The organism is Pedobacter suwonensis, from assembly GCF_007833675.1.
Classification (GTDB): domain Bacteria; phylum Bacteroidota; class Bacteroidia; order Sphingobacteriales; family Sphingobacteriaceae; genus Pedobacter; species Pedobacter suwonensis.
This window is the reverse complement of sequence record NZ_CP031708.1, coordinates 5,333,875-5,350,882: the sequence shown is the minus strand read 5'-3', so window position 1 is coordinate 5,350,882 and position 17,008 is coordinate 5,333,875. Positions and strand designations below refer to the sequence as shown.

17 protein-coding genes are annotated in these 17,008 nt (G+C 38.1%); 5 read left to right on the top strand and 12 right to left on the bottom strand.

Going from position 1 to position 17,008, the window contains the following annotated elements; all coding sequences use genetic code 11:
- Positions 1-9: 9 nt before the first annotated feature.
- Genes DV942_RS21915 through DV942_RS21900 form a run of 4 tightly spaced genes read right to left on the bottom strand, consistent with a single transcriptional unit; the run spans position 10 to position 2,899 of the window.
- Positions 10-744: a LytR/AlgR family response regulator transcription factor gene (locus tag DV942_RS21915; protein ID WP_090980230.1), complete on the bottom strand. Its 735-nt coding sequence runs from the start codon at positions 742-744 to the stop codon at positions 10-12.
- Positions 722-1,783 carry a sensor histidine kinase gene (locus tag DV942_RS21910; RefSeq protein WP_244950774.1) on the bottom strand — a complete coding sequence of 354 codons (1,062 nt, stop codon included), beginning with the start codon at positions 1,781-1,783 and terminating at the stop codon, positions 722-724. The genes DV942_RS21915 and DV942_RS21910 overlap by 23 nt, the downstream gene beginning before the upstream one ends.
- The gene (locus DV942_RS21905; protein ID WP_145861086.1) at positions 1,773-2,120 is read right to left on the bottom strand and encodes a DUF4288 domain-containing protein; all 348 of its coding nucleotides are present in this window, start codon (positions 2,118-2,120) and stop codon (positions 1,773-1,775) included. The genes DV942_RS21910 and DV942_RS21905 overlap by 11 nt, the downstream gene beginning before the upstream one ends.
- A 23-nt stretch (positions 2,121-2,143) precedes the next feature.
- Positions 2,144-2,899 (bottom strand): LiaF transmembrane domain-containing protein, encoded by a 756-nt coding sequence (locus DV942_RS21900; protein ID WP_145861084.1) that lies wholly within the window; start codon positions 2,897-2,899, stop codon positions 2,144-2,146.
- A gap of 132 nt (positions 2,900-3,031) precedes the next feature.
- On the opposite strand from DV942_RS21900, the gene DV942_RS21895 reads away from it, so the two are divergent.
- Complete coding sequence (locus tag DV942_RS21895) at positions 3,032-3,904, top strand: ChaN family lipoprotein (RefSeq protein ID WP_145861081.1); 873 nt, start codon at positions 3,032-3,034, stop codon at positions 3,902-3,904.
- Positions 3,905-3,950: 46 nt separating this feature from the next.
- Here DV942_RS21895 and mscL read toward each other — a convergent pair whose 3' ends face one another.
- Positions 3,951-4,400 (bottom strand): large conductance mechanosensitive channel protein MscL, encoded by a 450-nt coding sequence (mscL, locus tag DV942_RS21890; RefSeq protein ID WP_145861079.1) that lies wholly within the window; start codon positions 4,398-4,400, stop codon positions 3,951-3,953.
- Positions 4,401-4,569: 169 nt separating this feature from the next.
- Here mscL and rpoN point away from each other — a divergent pair, with 169 nt between their 5' ends.
- On the top strand, positions 4,570-6,042 hold the full coding sequence (rpoN, locus tag DV942_RS21885; protein WP_090980240.1) for an RNA polymerase factor sigma-54: 1,473 nt from the start codon (positions 4,570-4,572) through the stop codon (positions 6,040-6,042).
- A 348-nt stretch (positions 6,043-6,390) separates the two neighbouring features.
- Here rpoN and DV942_RS21880 read toward each other — a convergent pair whose 3' ends face one another.
- The 5 genes from DV942_RS21880 to DV942_RS21860 form a co-directional block, all read right to left on the bottom strand.
- Positions 6,391-7,401, bottom strand: a complete 1,011-nt coding sequence (locus DV942_RS21880) for a PorP/SprF family type IX secretion system membrane protein (RefSeq protein WP_145861077.1) — start codon at positions 7,399-7,401, stop codon at positions 6,391-6,393.
- A 1-nt stretch (position 7,402) separates the two neighbouring features.
- The gene (locus DV942_RS24060) at positions 7,403-10,960 is read right to left on the bottom strand and encodes a PKD domain-containing protein (protein ID WP_145861075.1); all 3,558 of its coding nucleotides are present in this window, start codon (positions 10,958-10,960) and stop codon (positions 7,403-7,405) included.
- A gap of 204 nt (positions 10,961-11,164) precedes the next feature.
- Positions 11,165-11,371: a hypothetical protein gene (locus DV942_RS21870; protein WP_145861073.1), complete on the bottom strand. Its 207-nt coding sequence runs from the start codon at positions 11,369-11,371 to the stop codon at positions 11,165-11,167.
- Positions 11,372-11,427: 56 nt separating this feature from the next.
- Positions 11,428-11,568 carry a Sec-independent protein translocase subunit TatA/TatB gene (locus DV942_RS21865; protein ID WP_145861070.1) on the bottom strand — a complete coding sequence of 47 codons (141 nt, stop codon included), beginning with the start codon at positions 11,566-11,568 and terminating at the stop codon, positions 11,428-11,430.
- 205 nt (positions 11,569-11,773) lie between these two features.
- Positions 11,774-12,628 (bottom strand): HD domain-containing protein, encoded by an 855-nt coding sequence (locus DV942_RS21860; protein WP_145861068.1) that lies wholly within the window; start codon positions 12,626-12,628, stop codon positions 11,774-11,776.
- A gap of 225 nt (positions 12,629-12,853) precedes the next feature.
- On the opposite strand from DV942_RS21860, the gene DV942_RS21855 reads away from it, so the two are divergent.
- Positions 12,854-13,507: a TetR family transcriptional regulator C-terminal domain-containing protein gene (locus DV942_RS21855; protein ID WP_090980251.1), complete on the top strand. Its 654-nt coding sequence runs from the start codon at positions 12,854-12,856 to the stop codon at positions 13,505-13,507.
- A gap of 7 nt (positions 13,508-13,514) precedes the next feature.
- Positions 13,515-14,819 (top strand): ABC1 kinase family protein, encoded by a 1,305-nt coding sequence (locus DV942_RS21850; protein ID WP_145861066.1) that lies wholly within the window; start codon positions 13,515-13,517, stop codon positions 14,817-14,819.
- Between the two features lie 233 nt (positions 14,820-15,052).
- Here DV942_RS21850 and DV942_RS21845 read toward each other — a convergent pair whose 3' ends face one another.
- Positions 15,053-15,487, bottom strand: a complete 435-nt coding sequence (locus DV942_RS21845; RefSeq protein WP_145861063.1) for a hypothetical protein — start codon at positions 15,485-15,487, stop codon at positions 15,053-15,055.
- A gap of 341 nt (positions 15,488-15,828) precedes the next feature.
- On the opposite strand from DV942_RS21845, the gene DV942_RS21840 reads away from it, so the two are divergent.
- A complete protein-coding gene (locus DV942_RS21840) occupies positions 15,829-16,320 on the top strand; it encodes a hypothetical protein (protein WP_145861061.1) in 492 nt (163 codons plus the stop codon).
- An 80-nt stretch (positions 16,321-16,400) separates the two neighbouring features.
- Here the strand turns inward: DV942_RS21840 and DV942_RS21835 are convergent, their stop codons facing one another.
- Positions 16,401-16,757: a response regulator gene (locus DV942_RS21835; RefSeq protein WP_090980259.1), complete on the bottom strand. Its 357-nt coding sequence runs from the start codon at positions 16,755-16,757 to the stop codon at positions 16,401-16,403.
- Positions 16,758-17,008: the final 251 nt, after the last annotated feature.

Sequence of the window (17,008 nt, the reverse complement as noted above, 5' to 3'; positions counted from 1 at the left end):
ATAACCAGCTCAAAGCCCCAGCGCGGCCTTCAATTTCACATACCCTGTTTTGCTTACAGGAAGCCAGATATCAGACTTTAACAACACCACATAGCTATCTTTTTCTTTTAGTTCTATTTTAGTTACCTGTGCCAGGTTAATGATGTACGATCGGTGTATCCGGATAAACTGGCTACTATCAAGGGTTTGCTCAAAATAAGCCATGGTTTTGTTTTTATAGAAAGCACCGTCAACAGTACTTAATTTCACGTAATCATCATCAGCCTCTAAATAGTTAATATCGGCAACCGGAATGATTTTAATTACACCATCTTTTTTAACCACTACCCTATTGTTTTGGGCCGGGCTTAAAGCTGCCGCATCCAGAACAGCTTCTGTATTTTCAGCCTGGTTTAATTTGCCGGGTATTTTTTTGATGGCGGCATCGAAGCGCGATTTATCAATCGGTTTAAGCAAATAATCTACTGCATTAACCTCAAATGCTTTAATGGCATACTCATCAAAAGCAGTGGTAAAAATTACGGCAGGCTTATCTTCCACCAGTTCGAGCATTTCAAAGCCACTAATTTTAGGCATTTGTATGTCTAGAAAAATTAAATCGGGCTTATGCAAGGTAATGGCTTTCAAACCTTCAAATCCGTCACCACATTCGGCTACAATTTCTATTTCTGCATGATCTGAAAGGTAATATTTTACAATATCTCTCGCTAAAGGCTCATCATCAATTAGTATTGTCCGGATCATTTTTTTGTGGAATTTTTAGGGTGGTAATATATAAATTATTTGCCTCAATATCGGTTTGTAATAAATGGGTATTTGCAAATAACAGATATAACCTGCGTTTAATGGCACTTAAACCGAATCCTGTTCCGCCTGCAGCTTTCATTTCCGGATCGAAAGGATTTTGAACGCGCAATTGTAAAATATTATATTCAACAGTAACGTCTATTTTGATCGTGATGCCGGCTGAAGTATTATAAAGGCCAAATTTAATAGCATTTTCCACAATAGGCTGCAACAATGTACCTGGCAAACAAAGCTTTAAGGTATCTTCTGCAACATTTACTTCTATATTTAATCTATGGCTGAACCTCACTTTCTCTATATCAAGGTATAATTGAATATATTCCATTTCTTCCTCTACCGAAACCCATAATTCATCGTCGCGTTTTAGGGTGCCGCGCAGAAAAGAAGCTAATTTCGTAATCATCACGCCAGCTTCTTTTGGATTAACCATGGTGAGTGCAAATACCGAATTTAAACTGTTAAAAAGAAAATGCGGTTGCAACTGGTGCCGGAGCTTATTTAACTCAGCCTCTTTAGCCAAACTTTTCGCTGCAGATAGTCGTTCGTGCGTTTCTGACTGTTCTTCCAACCTATACCATAGTATATTGGCTAACGCACACCAACCTAAGCACATAAAAGAAATCAGCCCCCTAAAGGCAAAAGAAAAATTATAAAAATCTTTATATTCTTTATAATCTGTAAAAATATAAAGCAAGCCATATTTGGCAGTATAGATAATCACTAATGTGAGCGCCAGTGTAATAATCAGTACATAAAGAATACGTTCATTTTTTGGCTGGTAATAACCCAGCATATTGCTTACTCCTATACAGGCCAATGCCAGCAAAAAGTTACTGGTTAAGCTATCAGTTATGGCTATCCACCAGGAAAAATTAACTACATAATGTAATCCAGCGGCACAAATTATCGTCCATAGGACTGCTATGGCCAATGATACTTTCTGTATTTGCGGAACGGATAAAGGTCTAGTTGTCAAAATGAGTTTGATTAGTTAATGAATTATTGCGATACGCCAGCTCTTCCAAATATCGTGCAACCGAAGTAGGCTCAACAATTCTGGAACTTACTTCTGCACCATCTTTAAGTGCTGCAACTTCAGATATCCCACCTACACCTAAAAACTTCCATACTATTTTATCTCCCTGGCAATTGTTAAGAGAAGGATTAAAATGCATGGCATTCAAATTAGCCTTGCTTAAGGCCTGCCTTATACCATCCGCCTGGATTAAACGTATCTGCTCGTTAAACTGTGGCGTATGTTTGCCTTCACCGCAAATTACCTGATAGATACAATTTACTGCAAACCATTTCATAAGGCGTTATTTATCATGAATATTTAGAAACTTTTAATTTCAATCCCACCAAATAAAGCCGTGCCATCTAAAATCAATGTCTTTTTCAGCTCCGCAACCGGCATCACATGCGATCTTTTATCTTCAACACTGCCAAATAATGCAGTTACATTTGATTTTATTGCCCAGTTTTGTGGTACAATCAATTTAATTCCGCCAAAAACGGCTGTTACATCAAGCGATACAGCTTCAGGAAAATCAGCCTGGGTCATTACAATATCTGCACCTCCAAAAACGGCTGTAACATTTCCACCCTGAAAGTTTTTGGTGTATACCGTTTGATGACTACCTCCAAAAACAGCCATTACATCAATCACATCATTATTATTTATGTTATCCTGGTCTCCAACACTTTCAAAATCAAAATCAGCCTTTTTCTTACCTTTTTTCTTTAGAGACGAACAATGCTTTGGTTTGATAATTAAAAAGCTACCTATAATCACCAAACCAAGGCCTAACGCATATTTTGACAAATCGATGTCCAGCCCAGGTATACGAATTAAGGTATTATAGGCACCGATTAAAATTAAGACCAGCCATCCTATCCCCTTAAAGTTACGGCGAACGCCGATAAATACACCTAATAAAATTAAAAAATTAGACCAGCTGAATATCCATCCCGGAATATCTAATCCAATATTGTTTAATAAAAATGCAAGCCCAATAATGATGATGATGAAACCGCTCCAAACCCGTCCTGAGTTGTTAAGCTGGTGATTATTATGATTTAAATTTTCCATTTGTGCTCGTGTTTAATGATCCAAAAATATTGATCAGCTCCCGATCGACACATAAGCCACATGTAAGAAACCGGCAAACGGCGGTAAGCGACCTTATTTTGTCGGTGAAAATTATTTTGTTATTTTGAAAGCATGAAATTTATACTATTTGTGTTTGTTTTTGCTATTTCTACCGGCCTGTATGCACAGGAAATAAGCAGCCATTACAAGATCTATGATGTGAAAAAACAAAAATCGATCTCAATAGACGATATTATTGATGATATGGAACATACTGATGTTTTATTTTTTGGCGAAGACCATAATGATTCTGTAGGACACCACCTCGAAGCGGAACTTTTCAAAAAACTCGATTCAAAATATCCGCGGAAAGTGGCATTATCCTTAGAGATGTTCCAAACCGATGTACAGCTTGAGGTAGATGAATACCTGGCAGGATTGATCTCAGAAAAGAACTTTGTTAAGGAAAGCAGGGCCTGGGGAAATTATAAAGATTACAGACCTTTAATTGAATATGCCAAACAAAACAGTTTGAAAGTTATCGCAGCAAATGCGGCAACACGTTACAGCAATGCTGTTACACTTAATGGTTTAAAGGTGTTAGAAAAGTTCCCTAAAGCATCGTTCGGCTTTTTACCTCCATTGCCTGTTGATACCGCGCAGGGTAGGTATTATGAAAAATTCACAGAAACCCTGGGCGGGCATAACATGGGTACGATGAAAATTTACCAGACCCAAAATTTATGGGATGCGACCATGGCCTGGTCTGTCAATAGGTTTATTAAAGCAAAAAAAGGCATTAAGGTTTTACAGCTGAACGGTCGTTTCCACAGCGATGAAAAGCTTGGTACAGTGGCCAAACTCAAAAAACTCAATCCTAAATTGGCAATTTTAAATATCTCGTCGTTTTCCGATGAAAGTTTTGCCAATCCCGAATGGGAAAAATTTCGTTCTCTTGGTGATTACATCATCATCACCGACCCGAAGGTCAAAAGAAGTTATTAAAACGAAAAAGCTCCGCATCTGAGATTGGTGAGCGGAGCTTTGTGTTTTATGCTTTTGCTTTTAGCAAATCTCTGATTTCTGTTAAAAGCACTTCTTCTTTGGTAGGCGCAGGTGGTGTGGCAACAGCTACCGCTTCCTCTTTCTTTTTCATTCTGTTAATGGTTTTCACCATAATAAAAACAATCAGGGCCAGTAAAAAGAAATTTATCGCAACCGTAATAAAATTTCCATATGCAAATATAGCGGCGTCGGGTGCAGCTTTTTTCGCCTCAGCTAACGATGCACCCTTCGGGATTAGCTCTGATCCTTTACCCATGGCAAAATAAATGCTGCTAAAATCGGGTTTGCCAACCATAGCAGACACCACAGGCATAATCAAATCTTCAATTATACTGGTTACAATTTTACCAAAAGCCCCGCCAATAATAACTCCGACTGCTAAATCGAAAGCATTGCCCTTAATGGCAAACTCTTTAAATTCTTTTACAAACCCCATATTGTATTAGCTTAGTTTTATTTATTTACTAAAATAGCAAACATTAAACTCAATGCAAACGTTTAGCAAATAATTTTAAAAACCGAACATATCAATAGGCATTTGGGTCAAATCAGCATAATATCTGAAATCTATTGTTTATTTTTGCGCTATTCTTTTTTTATTTACTATGCTAAAACAACATCTACAACAAAAATTATTACAAAAGTTATCACCGCAACAAATACAGTTTATTAAATTGTTGCAGGTGCCAACCGTTGCTTTAGATACCCGTGTAAAAGAAGAACTTGAAGACAACCCGGCGCTGGAAGATCCAAGTTTAATGACTCAGGATGAGCCAAAAAGCGAATATGATGACTTAAATGATAGTCCTGATGATTACGAACAATCATCGGAAGACACCAGCATGGACGAATTTAATGTAGATGATTATTTGCAGGACGATTCGGCGAACGATTATAGCACCAACTATAATAATGGCGACGACGACGAGGAGAAAAAAGAAACGCCAATTGCCATTGAAAGCACCTTTTTTGAAAGTTTACAGGAGCAATTAGACCTTATACCCTTGTCCGATCAGGATTTTATTATCGGTAAACAGATCATTGGCAGTTTGGATGATGACGGCTATTTACGCCGTCCGTTGGGTTCCATGATCGATGACCTTGCTTTTTCTCAGAACGTGATGGTTGAGGAAGAGGATGTATTGGAAATGTTAAAACTGATCCAGGGCTTCGATCCTCCGGGTATTGGCGCAAGAGACCTGAAAGAATGTTTATTGATCCAATTAAAAAGAAAGGACACCAACAATCCGATTATAGTTAAAGCAATGAATGTTGTAGAAAACTATCTGGACGAGTTTACGCGCAAACATTACGATAAATTAGAAAAAAGTTTAGGCTTGGATAGTGAAGAGCTTAAAGAGGTAGTAAATGAAATTTTACGTTTAAACCCTAAACCGGGTGATGCCAACCAGGTAACCACAAAGCAGATGCAGATTATTCCTGATTTCCACATCAGCAATAATGATGGTGTTTTGATTCTGACTTTGAATTCAAAAAATGCCCCTGAGCTGAAAGTGAGTAGATCTTACCAGGAAATGTTTGAGCATTATGACAAAGCTTCATCTAAAGATAAAAAGTTGAAAGAGGCCGTTCAGTTTGTTAAACAAAAATTAGATTCTGCAAGGTGGTTTATTGATGCGATTAAACAAAGACAACAAACTTTGTTAAAAACAATGAACGCCATCATGCACTACCAGTATGAATATTTTTTAACAGCTGATGAGCGTAAGATGCGTCCCATGATCTTGAAAGATATTGCAGATAAAATCGATATGGATATCTCAACCGTATCGAGGGTGGCAAACTCTAAATACGTACAAACCGAATTTGGTACATTTTTATTAAAATCTTTCTTCTCCGAAGCGATACAAACCGAAAATGGTGAAGAAGTTTCGAATAAAGAAGTTAAAAAAATATTAGAAGACTGTATTGGTAACGAAGATAAACGCAAACCTCTGGCAGATGAAAAACTAACCGAAATTTTAAAAGAAAGAGGTTATAACATTGCCAGAAGAACAGTTGCCAAATATCGCGAGCAAATGAATATCCCTGTAGCCAGGCTAAGGAAAGAGCTTTAATATAGGAGGCTGTCTCAGAAATGATTTGGAGATTTTTGGCAAAATAATATTTTGAAAGGGCGTCATTCCCGTGAAAACGGGAACCACGGAGTGCTCAGCGAAGCTAATCTTAACGAGATAGAACGGCAACTAAATAAGTCCATACAAAGCATTAAGATGCCCATCCGATGGCTATAGGATCAAGCTGGGCATGACGACATCACCAAATTTAATTCTATTGCTATTATTTAATCTCCCATTTGAGACAGGCACTTAATAATTTAGCATTTGAAATGCTATATGATGAGTCTTTTGGCGATGAAATCGCCATTCCCGTACATCCCGATTGCAAATCGGGACGATGTATGACTACCACATTTTGATATACGATGGAACTTTATAGACATTGTTCAACAATAAACCCAATACGATTTCATGGCTTCCGTTGCTTACCTGGTTCAGCTGCGAGGTGGTAAAATCGTAAGAATAAGTCAGGTTAACCATCTTTCCAATATTGAAACCTGCCATTGCAGCAAAAGAATCGTCTTTACGGTAGCTTCCGCCTAACCATATTTTATCTTTAAAAGCCAGTTTCAGGTTAACATCTACAGAAACGGGGGCAGGCGATACATATTTTACCATAACCGACGGAATGGCTGAAATTTCGTCATCAACAAAAAATTTATATCCTGCGGTAGCGAAATAATGCGGCACCTCTTTACCTAAATTATAATTGTTATCGCCTGTAAAACTTAACTTTTGAGGCAAAATTTGCTGCACAGAAACACCTACAAACATCCTGGCGCCATATAACCATAATCCTACACTCAGATCAGGTTTAACCTGATTAATCAATGCCCTGTTCATAACCGGATCTATCGGTGTATCGAAAGTAAGTGCATTTGCATCTAATGCAATACTCGAAATACCGGCTGCCACCCCGGCCGAAAGGTTAAAATTATTACTCAGTTGTAAATGATAAGCATAAGTAACATTGGCATCCAGCCTCTTTATCGGACCGGCTTTATCTAAAACGGCGGTAACTCCCATTCCATGGTGAGGCGGAGACGACATATAATTTTGCGTATAATTTCTATCCATGGGATTCCCGGTTTGTTCTGGAAAAGAGGTTAATGCATTACTCCATAACTGGTTATCACCCAGTGCCCAGTGTGCTGATACAAAAGAAGTTTGTGGTGCATCGGTAATGCCCGACCACTGTTTACGGTAACCAGCTTTAAAATCGAGGTAATTTTCAATTCCGGAGAGCGCTGGATTTAGCAGGTACTGATTAAAAATGTATTGCGTATACTGTGGCTTTTGCTGTGCAAAAACGTTAAGTGATGCAAAAAGTGCAAATGTGGTGATGAGCTTCTTCAATTTATCTGATTATAGTGAGCGGTCCTGTTATGGTTTTACGTCCATTCTGTGGATTGATAATGTAATAATAAACGCCAACTGGTAACGGTTCATTCTGGTACGTACCGTCAAACGGAACTTTATAACCTTTACTCGAAAATATTTTTAGGCCATTTCTGTTGAAGATATCTACAGTAGCATTTGGGTAAGATTCTAAATATTTAATCATCCAGGTATCATTGACATTATCGCCGTTTGGGGTAAAGGTGTTAGGTGGATTTAAGGCCTCCAGAACTTTTACCAATACTTTCGAGGTAGCTGAACAACCGTTGGGTTGCGTGGTTGCAGTTAAGGTATACTCTGTGTCTTTATCTGGTGATGCAATCGGATTTAACACATCTGTTTTATCCAAACCAGTTGCCGGCGACCAGCTATATTTCAGATTTATTCCTTCAGCAGTTGCCGGAATTTCAATCTGTCCACCAGCCAGTATGTAAATCAATGTACCTGCATTAGCCACAGGAGATGCATACACCTCGATCGTTTTACTTACTGAAGAAGAACATTCGTTAGCGCCTTTAAAAGTATAAGTAATAATATGTGATCCAACACCTGCAATTTTCGGATTGAAGGTGCCGTCTGCCTTTATTCCATCTCCTGTATATTCGCCGCTACCACCGACCACTTCTTCCTCATCTTTCTGTTTCGCTTGTGTAATGAGTACCGTTCCATCTGCTTCGCAAACAGCTGGCATATCATCAAAAACCAATTGTGGAACCGGTTTTAAGGTAACTCGTTTCTCTACTTCTTTAGCGCATTGTTCTCCGGAATAAGCCACTAGTCTAACATTAAAGCTGCGATTTGAGGTACCTCCAAAGGAATTGTACTGAATTTCTATATCACTATCATCCGGATAAGGAATGGTTTTATAAATACTGGTTTCATTTGGATAATCCCTGTAAATCTCAATTTTCGTAATCCTGCCGGCAAAAACGGTAGATGTATTTTTGATGATGACCTTATCACTCACGCAGACATTGTTTTTTACGATATCAAAATCGGCAGCTCTAACTGCATCGTTAACCGTAAATGTACGTGTTTTTGACATTTCACAGTCATCTCTATTTTTCACAATCAAAGCCACGATATAATCACCAGTTAAGGTAGGTGAAAAGGAACCGTCAAAATCTGTTGAGGTTGCTACTATAACTCCGTTATAGGTATAGGTCCATTGTGCGGTTAAGCCTGTTGTACTTCCATCAGCATTTTTGGATGTATTTTTAAATCTCGCTACACCATCGGCCAAACAAAAATCAGGCATTTCAAAATCAGCAGATTGTGGATTAATAATCGTTACACTTTTGCCTTTCGTCTCACTCACACACCCTTTATCACTTTCGGTAGTCAGGGTAATGGTGTAAGAGCCTGTTGCAGTGTATTGATGAATGGGATGCTGTTCAGTGGAAGGTGCGCTTCCGTCGCCAAAGTTCCAGGTCCACTTCACAATGCGCCCCGGATTATCAATCTTCGAGTTTTCGGTTAAAATAATCGGTTTGCCCACACATAAACTTGTTACGTCAAAATCAGATAAAGGCTTAGGATTAATTAAAATCGGGAATGCAGCAGACGTTTCTGAACATTTTGAATCTGTTGTGGCCGTTAAAACCACGTTGTAAGTACCTGGGCGTTCATAAATATGAACAGGGTTCTGTTCTGTTGAAGGAGTACTCCCATCGCCAAAATCCCATAGCCACTGTGTAATGCTCCGAGAGTTTGAATTGGATTTGCTCTGATCAGTAAATTGAATGCCGCTTAATTGACAGCCGGTGGCTGGATATTCAAATGCAGCAGTTGGCTGATTATCAACTGAAAAATCAATAATCAATTCTTCGATATTACCACAATTATCGGCACTGGGTTTGGTAGCGATTACTTTAAACTGATAATCACCCGGATTTGGATAGTTAAGCTGGTTAGGATATTTGTAAGTGTAATAGGTATTATTATCATTTGGTCTGGTAAAAGTATTAACAGGTACGGGATTTACATCAATAAAACCCGGGGCACCCTGGATTTCCCAATCCAACTTAGTGGCCTTATAGGGTAGATTTATGGTTAAGCTGATGGGCTCACCCAAACATCCACTGGTTATAAGTTGTCCGGTAGCTGTACTCGAAGGCTGAAAGGTGAAATTCTGAATGTTGGCGCCTGCAAGGTAAGCATACGATTCTACCGAACCATATCCGTATGAAATGGCAGAGAAACCGCCGGCAGCCGATAACCTGTGTTGAGGCTGCGTATTGCTCACATTAATTACCGCATAGCTAAATTCATTATCAATAGCAGTAAAATTGCTTACCGGATTACCATCAAGCCTAAAGGATGCGATATCTTTTGTTTTGATAATGACATTTAAATAGTAGTCAGAAATCTGAGTAGGTACTTTAACCGATTTCAGATCTGAAAAAACGGTAATGTTATTTAACGTTTGCTCCACAGGATTAAGCACAGTTATTTCAGGATCGCCTAAAAATGGGCCTCCCTGCCTTGTATCTTGTGCATTGTTTGGGTTGCAGGTTTGTGAAGTCTGGTATTGTGCAACAGAAATAGGCCTGGAACCAGAAATGACATTGGCCGTAGTAGAGAAAAAAGTAACCACCGCACCTTTACTATAAGGGTTAGAAAGTGGAGTGCCATTGGCATCAGTTGCACTTCCATTAACGGTTAATGTTGTATTATCTTCGGCAACAATTATCCTCATAATATCGGTATTACCATGTAGGGTATTGTAAAATGGCGCGGTTACAAAATTTCTTCCCCATGCAGCAACCGGAAAAACTTGTTGATAGAGGTTATCTCCTCCACTTGGTGTACGGTTGTTGCCCTCATTACAAAATGCTGCCCAGGTATTTCCGGAAAATACAGCTATCGGATTACAATTCAGCGCTTTAATGTGGCTTCCTGTTAAGTCGCCTACTGATTGATATTGATAAATATCACCTTTATTTAATTTAATAGTGAAGGTCGTATTGGCAGTTCTTCCTCCATTTCTTTCATTTTGTTTGGGCGTAATTTCTATATCTGTATTATCAGCAGTGGCTACAATGGTAAATTGTGAAAACCCCGATTGATTTCCATGATTTTCATAACTGAAGGCATAATATTCCTGTCCAAGTGTATTTGTTGGCAATACCAGGGTACCACCCGTACGGGCATTATTTGAAATAATACTATAAAGCGAGATTGCTTTAGAGGTAACTACGTTGATGGCTTTACTGCGCTCAACTACATTCGAGCTGCTCATTAATACGTTGTACGCAGTTGGATCAATTACAAACGGCAGGCAGGTATTGGCTGGTATCGTTGCGCCAACCGGAGATACCAGGACTCCTCCAATATAAACTTTATAATCAGTTGCCTGATCTGCTGATAAAAACAACGTTAATCTGGAGTTATTGCCATCAATATGGCCAGCATAAGGAACATAAAAATCTTTTCCTTTGTTCGATGTATTTTGCGCTAAAGAAAAGAGGCTGGCAGATAGCAAGAAAAACAAGACCAATAACCAATGCTTATTCATCACTTATCAGCCTAATTTAAAAACGTCACACATGTTTGTTTGATTAGATATGCAATATACTACTAATCAAACTACATGAAAAAAAATTATTGAATTTTAAGCATTTTTAAACAGAAAAACCCTGTTTTGTGTAATAAAACGAAGGCTTAGTGTAAAAAATTTCAGGATTCAAATCATTTATGTATGCAATTACATAATAAATAGTCAGTCGTTACTTTGATCGGACTGGTCTCCGCTTCCATATTTTTCAGAAAAATCTTTAGCCCTTTCATCTGCCTGAACATCGTTATGGGCTTCAGGCTCCAGATTATCCTCTAAACGGTCGTTCCAATTGTCAAGTCCTTGATCAGGATGTTTGGCATTTTCTTCGGTGAAATTAGATTTTGCCTGGTCTTCTTTTTGATTTTCCATTGTGAGGTATTTATTAAATAAATAGTGACAGTTTAGGAATGTTTTATCGGCAAAAATTATTTTACCGGAGGCTCATTTTTGGCATCCTTAAATTCTTTTACGCTCTTCCCTACCCCCTTCATTAATTCAGGCAGTTTTTTACCACCAAAAATAAGGAGGATAACCACTCCGATTAAAATAATTTCTATTGCAGACATATCGTTATATTTCCCACAATATACGTCAATTCTTTTGAATTGGATTCATTGTTTAACTAGTCATCTGTATCCTGGCTTTTAGCATTACTTAACTAGAAAGATCCTGAAACAAGTTCAGGATGACGAAAGAAGAAAATATAGAAAAATCCTGAAACATGTTCAGGATGACGGAACTAGTCTATTTGAGACATCAATACCAAGCTAACTAAACCAATAAGGCATTTAAAGTTCGTTTTTTAATTTTTGGTACAGCGCCGTGCCTAATAAATTCGGCAAAACCTTTTAACTGTTTAATAGCCTTAATGCATTCATAGCCCTCATATGATGTTCTGATTTTGTTCAACAGCATGGCATCCGTTTTAAACAGATCGCTTTCAACCAATATGCCCTTATCCAGAAATCGCTTAATCAGTTCGGCAATTTTTCCATTGGCATATAAATGAAGGGGTAAATTAAACACATCATTGTTCAGCTTCTCGAAAGTTTCATTAATCCAAGCTACTTCACTTTCTGCATTCACCGCTACTTTACCATCTTTCAGAACAACAGCAGTTAAAAATTCGCGGGCGCGCTGACGGGAAATTACCCCAGCATGAACACCATCACGTAAAGTATAATCTAAACGATCGGCACAGAGTGCTGGCAAGGGCTGTTCTAAAATATCAAAGGTGCCATGCAGAATCTGGCCAACATTATATCCATATTTCAGCAATACACCGGGTACCTCCGACTTACACAAAACCTCGGCAAAAACTTTTTCATGATAGTCCTCTTCCGTATTACCGAAAACATAATCGCCCACATGCGAAAAAGCCGTATGCGAAATATCGTGCAACAGGCCTGCAATCTGTTCCAGTTCTGAACCGCCTAGCATCCTGATGAGCATGGTCACCCCGATGGCATGCTCCAGCCTCGAATGACAGATATCTGGATTGACCAGGAATATCGCACCGCTTTGATGGATCCCACCCAACCTTTTTAAAGCATCGGTATTCAGCAGATCTGAAAATAACGTAGGCAGTTCCATTTTACCGTATAAAAAATCGTTTACCTGGATCATATTGGCGTGTTTTAACTGAAAGGATTATAAAAAACAAAAATACCAAAAAAATTAGTTTTATCACTATAAATTTTCACTTCGCCAAGGTCGTTAAGCTAAAATAATTAGTTAAATAATAACTTTCAATTATTTTGAAAGCTATTATTACAATTTCATGATTAAGAAAAAACAGGTCGGCAGAACATGGCATTTAATTAAACGTTATACTTGTAAAAAACAGCTAATATGGCAACTGCTCAACAAATTAGAAAAGGGTATTTAGATTATGTTTTAACGAATGATGAAAAGCCAAAGTCGGTTTACATTTTTGTAAAAAAACTCAAAATTACTGAGGCCGATTTTTATCAGTTTTTTTCTTCTTTCGAAAGCATCGAAAAAACGATCTGGTTTGAACTCACATTCGAAACCATTACTAAAATCAAAGCTCAGGAAGTTTGGCTCCAATATACGGCGAGAGAAAAAATGCTTTCTTTCTTTTATAGTTATCTGGAAAATCTGAAGAATGAGCGCAGTTTTGTAATTTATAGCCTAAAACATCACCGTGGTAAATTTTCTACACCTGACGTTTTGACCGGAGTAAAACCTATTTTTGAAAACTTCGCACAGGAGATTATTGAAGAAGGTTTAGATAGCGGCGAACTTGCGGAACGTCGTTTTCTGAGTAAAAGATATAAAGATGCCTTATGGGTGCAGTTCGCATTTATTCTAAACTTCTGGATCAATGATGATAGCGAAGGTTTCGAAAAAAGCGACGAAGCCATTGAAAAAGGTATTAATGTTACTTTCGACCTTTTCCAGCATTCGCCAATAGATAACTTATTGGAGTATGGCAAGTTTTTATCAAGGAACGGGAAATTTGCAGAAAAGATGAGGTTTTAAACACCAAATGAAGACACAAAAAACTATTCCGACCACCAAAGTTGAGCGTTCGGCAAAATTCGTTAAAACCGGCATCCAGATCGGCGGTAATTACATTAAACATTATTCAAAAAAGCTCTTCAATCCTGATCTCGATCGTGAACAGCTTAATGAGGATAATGCGACCGATATTTATAAATCGCTGAGCGAGCTCAAAGGAAGTGCCTTAAAAATTGCACAAATGCTGAGCATGGATAAAAATATCCTGCCAAAATCCTACGTAGATAAATTTAGCCAATCGCAATACAATGCGCCTCCTCTTTCAGGTCCGTTAATTGTGCGTACTTTTACCAAAAACTTCGGTAAAACTCCTGAAAACATTTTTGATAGTTTTAATTTAAATTCCAGCAATGCGGCCTCTATAGGGCAGGTGCATCAGGCTACGCTTAACGGCAAAAAATTAGCTGTAAAAATACAATATCCGGGTGTTGGCGATAGCATTTCATCTGATTTAAAACTGGTAAAACCTTTTGCATTCCGTTTATTGGGCATGTCTGAAAGGGAATTGAATATTTATATTAAAGAAGTTGAGGAGCGTTTACTGGAAGAAACAGATTATGAACTGGAAGTTAAGCGTTCCATCCAGTTTTCTGAAGCCTGTAAAAACCTTAATCATGTGGTTTTCCCAAAGTATTACCCAGAACTATCAGGAAAGCGCATCATCACGATGGATTGGATTGATGGCCTGCACTTGAAAGAATTTTTGCAAACCAATCCAACTCAGGAACTTCGGAATAAAATCGGCCAGGCATTGTGGGATTTTTATAACTTTCAACAACACCAACTCAGGGCGGTGCACGCAGATCCGCACCCTGGAAATTTTATGATTACACCTGATGAGAATCTTGGCGTAATTGATTTTGGCTGTATTAAGGAGATGCAGGATGATTTTTATTACCCTTTCTTTTCACTGATTTCTACCGATGTGATCAATGATAAGCGGAAAACAATCGAAGCTTTTAGGAAGCTCGACATGATCCATGCAGACGATTCTGCCGATCAGGTTGAATTTTATTATAAATCCTACAGGGAGATGATCAGTCTCTTTGCCAAGCCTTATACCAGTAAATCATTTGATTTTAGTAAACCTGATTTTTTTGAACAGCTTTATGCATATGGCGAAAAGATTTCTAAAATGCCGGAATTTAAACAAGCCCGCGGGGTAAAACATTTTATCTATGTTAACCGGACTAATTTTGGGTTATATCAGATTTTGCACGAGCTAAAGGCTATCGTACATACGGACACCTATCAACCAACATTACAGAGGTAACGATATGGACAATTAATGTAGTTAGCCTAATCGCTATAACGTAGCGACTTATTTTCAGGCAAAAACAATATTTAAGGTGAGTTATGTTGCTTAGTTTAAGCAGACAGATCCTGAAATAATTTATCTCGGGTTTGTGCTGGATTACCGGTATAGGCGATGCTCCGCAGACAGTTGATCATGCGGAGTCTGCTTTACACCTTTACGGCATAATAGAGTTTAAATTAGATACAGAATTAATTACACAAAGCACCGGCAAAATCTTTCGATGCATAAGCGTTGAATATATTTTTTGCAGTTGCTATTGATTCACTCGCTTTAGAATCAGTTTTTATAATCCTTTTTCCTTCCATTGCTTTTAAAATGCGGCCATCTTTGATATAAAACCGGTATTCTTTTTTAGTCACCTCGCCGATCGCAGGTCCTCCGGTAATTGTTTCAAAACAAAAGATGACCTTGCCAGATTGATAATAATATTCATTTACCCAACTGCCATCGCCTATTGAACCCGACTCTACAATTTTAACAATGGCTTTTCCGTCGAAATAGTAATCCACTACCCCCTCCTCCACGCAACCATCAGCTTCATACGTATGGTGTTCCTTTTTTAGTTTCTTTGAATTGGTATTTTGCACAGCTTCCCGAATCGATAGAATGGCTTGGTCAGCCATTTGTTTGTCCGATGTTAAATTTTGCTGCGACGATGCAGGTTTCCTTATTTGTGCAAATGCCCCGGTTGTTACATTAAAAGACAATGCAATTAAAACGAGAGTTTTGTGTAAGGTCATATAGGTATTTAAATTAACGAATCTTTTGGTAACAAACAATCCAGTAGCCATTAGGTTTACCGTAAAATAAATTTCGCTTCCGAAAATCCCACAAAAACATGAAGCCTTACTTATCAACCAGTTAAACTTTCATTAGAAAGTGTTGTTTTTTATGTTAAGTAAAACAATCTTTATACTTTGATGTTGATTCGTACAAATCAGCTTGCAATATCTCCTCATAAGACATGACTTTTAGAATCACAACTTTCTTTTCAAAAATCTTTATTTTTCTCGGTTTTACACTGATGCTTTTTAGTTGCAAAAAGGCGAAAGAAGTTTCCCAACCGGATAAGCTCACTTTGCTCAAACAGCAGGTTTCCGGAGAGTGGGAACTTACCGGTGGAGTGTATATCATGTATGATGAGACGGGAAAGATTTCGTACACGGAGAAGCTGCCTTTTGAAACTCCGGCACCATGGTACGACTTTAAAAACCCGGAGACACTTTATCTTTCAGACCGACACGGAAGGCAGGCACTTGCATACAAAATTTCTATTTCAGATGATATGGTCCAAAGAATGGACATTGCCGCTACAGATTTTGATATTGCCAAGACCTTTGACATTACCAAGATCAATGAAACGAGTATGACCTGGGTAATCGACCAGCGATATGATCATCCCGGACCCGGTTTTGCTTCGCGCGTTTACACGGAATATAACTTCACCAAACGGTAAAAGAATCAACTTTAAGGCATCATAAGAATATTAACCCGGTTAAGCTTTTCGTAGAAGCGACTATTTTATAGGTGTGAAGGCTAAGCATTTTTCTTTACTATATCTACCATGTGATCGATATCAAATGGTTTTTCGATATAATCATCAGCTTTGCAATCTTCTGCCTGCTGGGGCAAGTTATTTGATGTTGACGTGAGAACGGCAGATACATCTTCTGTTTTGGGATCAGATTTAAGTTCTTTAATTACCTGCGACCCCTTCTTTTTACCTTTAATGTGATCATCCACGATCACCACATCGGGTTCAATTTCATCTATTTTTTCTATAGGCTCGGTTGTTAAAGATGGGGTAACGTCAAACCCCTCCTCTGCTAATACCTCATCCATTATATCAAGGATATCTTTATTATCCTGAACAAGCACAACCTTTTTCTTCATAAATAAACAACCAAAATTCTCATTAAAGATAAAAAAAAAGCGCAATCCAAAAATACATCTTAAAATATTTTACAAACCGTTGGTAAATATTTCATGCATTGGTCTTGAATAAATGTCTGTTCGTCGAATATTATTGGTGGCTTGTATAAAAACGCATTTTGGCCTGCAACGTATTTTTATTTCACAGCGTCTTATCAGCAGAACAACAAATAAAACCTAAATATTTTAAAACCAAATAATTGACATTTAAG

Coding starts and splice junctions, on each gene's coding strand:
- DV942_RS21915 (WP_090980230.1), bottom strand. CDS start 744: ATGATCCGGACAATACTAATTGATGATGAGCCTTTAGCGAGAGATATT.
- DV942_RS21905 (WP_145861086.1), bottom strand. CDS start 2,120: ATGAAATGGTTTGCAGTAAATTGTATCTATCAGGTAATTTGCGGTGAA.
- DV942_RS21900 (WP_145861084.1), bottom strand. CDS start 2,899: ATGGAAAATTTAAATCATAATAATCACCAGCTTAACAACTCAGGACGG.
- DV942_RS21895 (WP_145861081.1), top strand. CDS start 3,032: ATGAAATTTATACTATTTGTGTTTGTTTTTGCTATTTCTACCGGCCTG.
- mscL (WP_145861079.1), bottom strand. CDS start 4,400: ATGGGGTTTGTAAAAGAATTTAAAGAGTTTGCCATTAAGGGCAATGCT.
- rpoN (WP_090980240.1), top strand. CDS start 4,570: ATGCTAAAACAACATCTACAACAAAAATTATTACAAAAGTTATCACCG.
- DV942_RS24060 (WP_145861075.1), bottom strand. CDS start 10,960: ATGAATAAGCATTGGTTATTGGTCTTGTTTTTCTTGCTATCTGCCAGC.
- DV942_RS21870 (WP_145861073.1), bottom strand. CDS start 11,371: ATGGAAAATCAAAAAGAAGACCAGGCAAAATCTAATTTCACCGAAGAA.
- DV942_RS21865 (WP_145861070.1), bottom strand. CDS start 11,568: ATGTCTGCAATAGAAATTATTTTAATCGGAGTGGTTATCCTCCTTATT.
- DV942_RS21860 (WP_145861068.1), bottom strand. CDS start 12,628: ATGATCCAGGTAAACGATTTTTTATACGGTAAAATGGAACTGCCTACG.
- DV942_RS21855 (WP_090980251.1), top strand. CDS start 12,854: ATGGCAACTGCTCAACAAATTAGAAAAGGGTATTTAGATTATGTTTTA.
- DV942_RS21850 (WP_145861066.1), top strand. CDS start 13,515: ATGAAGACACAAAAAACTATTCCGACCACCAAAGTTGAGCGTTCGGCA.
- DV942_RS21845 (WP_145861063.1), bottom strand. CDS start 15,487: ATGGCTGACCAAGCCATTCTATCGATTCGGGAAGCTGTGCAAAATACC.
- DV942_RS21840 (WP_145861061.1), top strand. CDS start 15,829: ATGACTTTTAGAATCACAACTTTCTTTTCAAAAATCTTTATTTTTCTC.
- DV942_RS21835 (WP_090980259.1), bottom strand. CDS start 16,757: ATGAAGAAAAAGGTTGTGCTTGTTCAGGATAATAAAGATATCCTTGAT.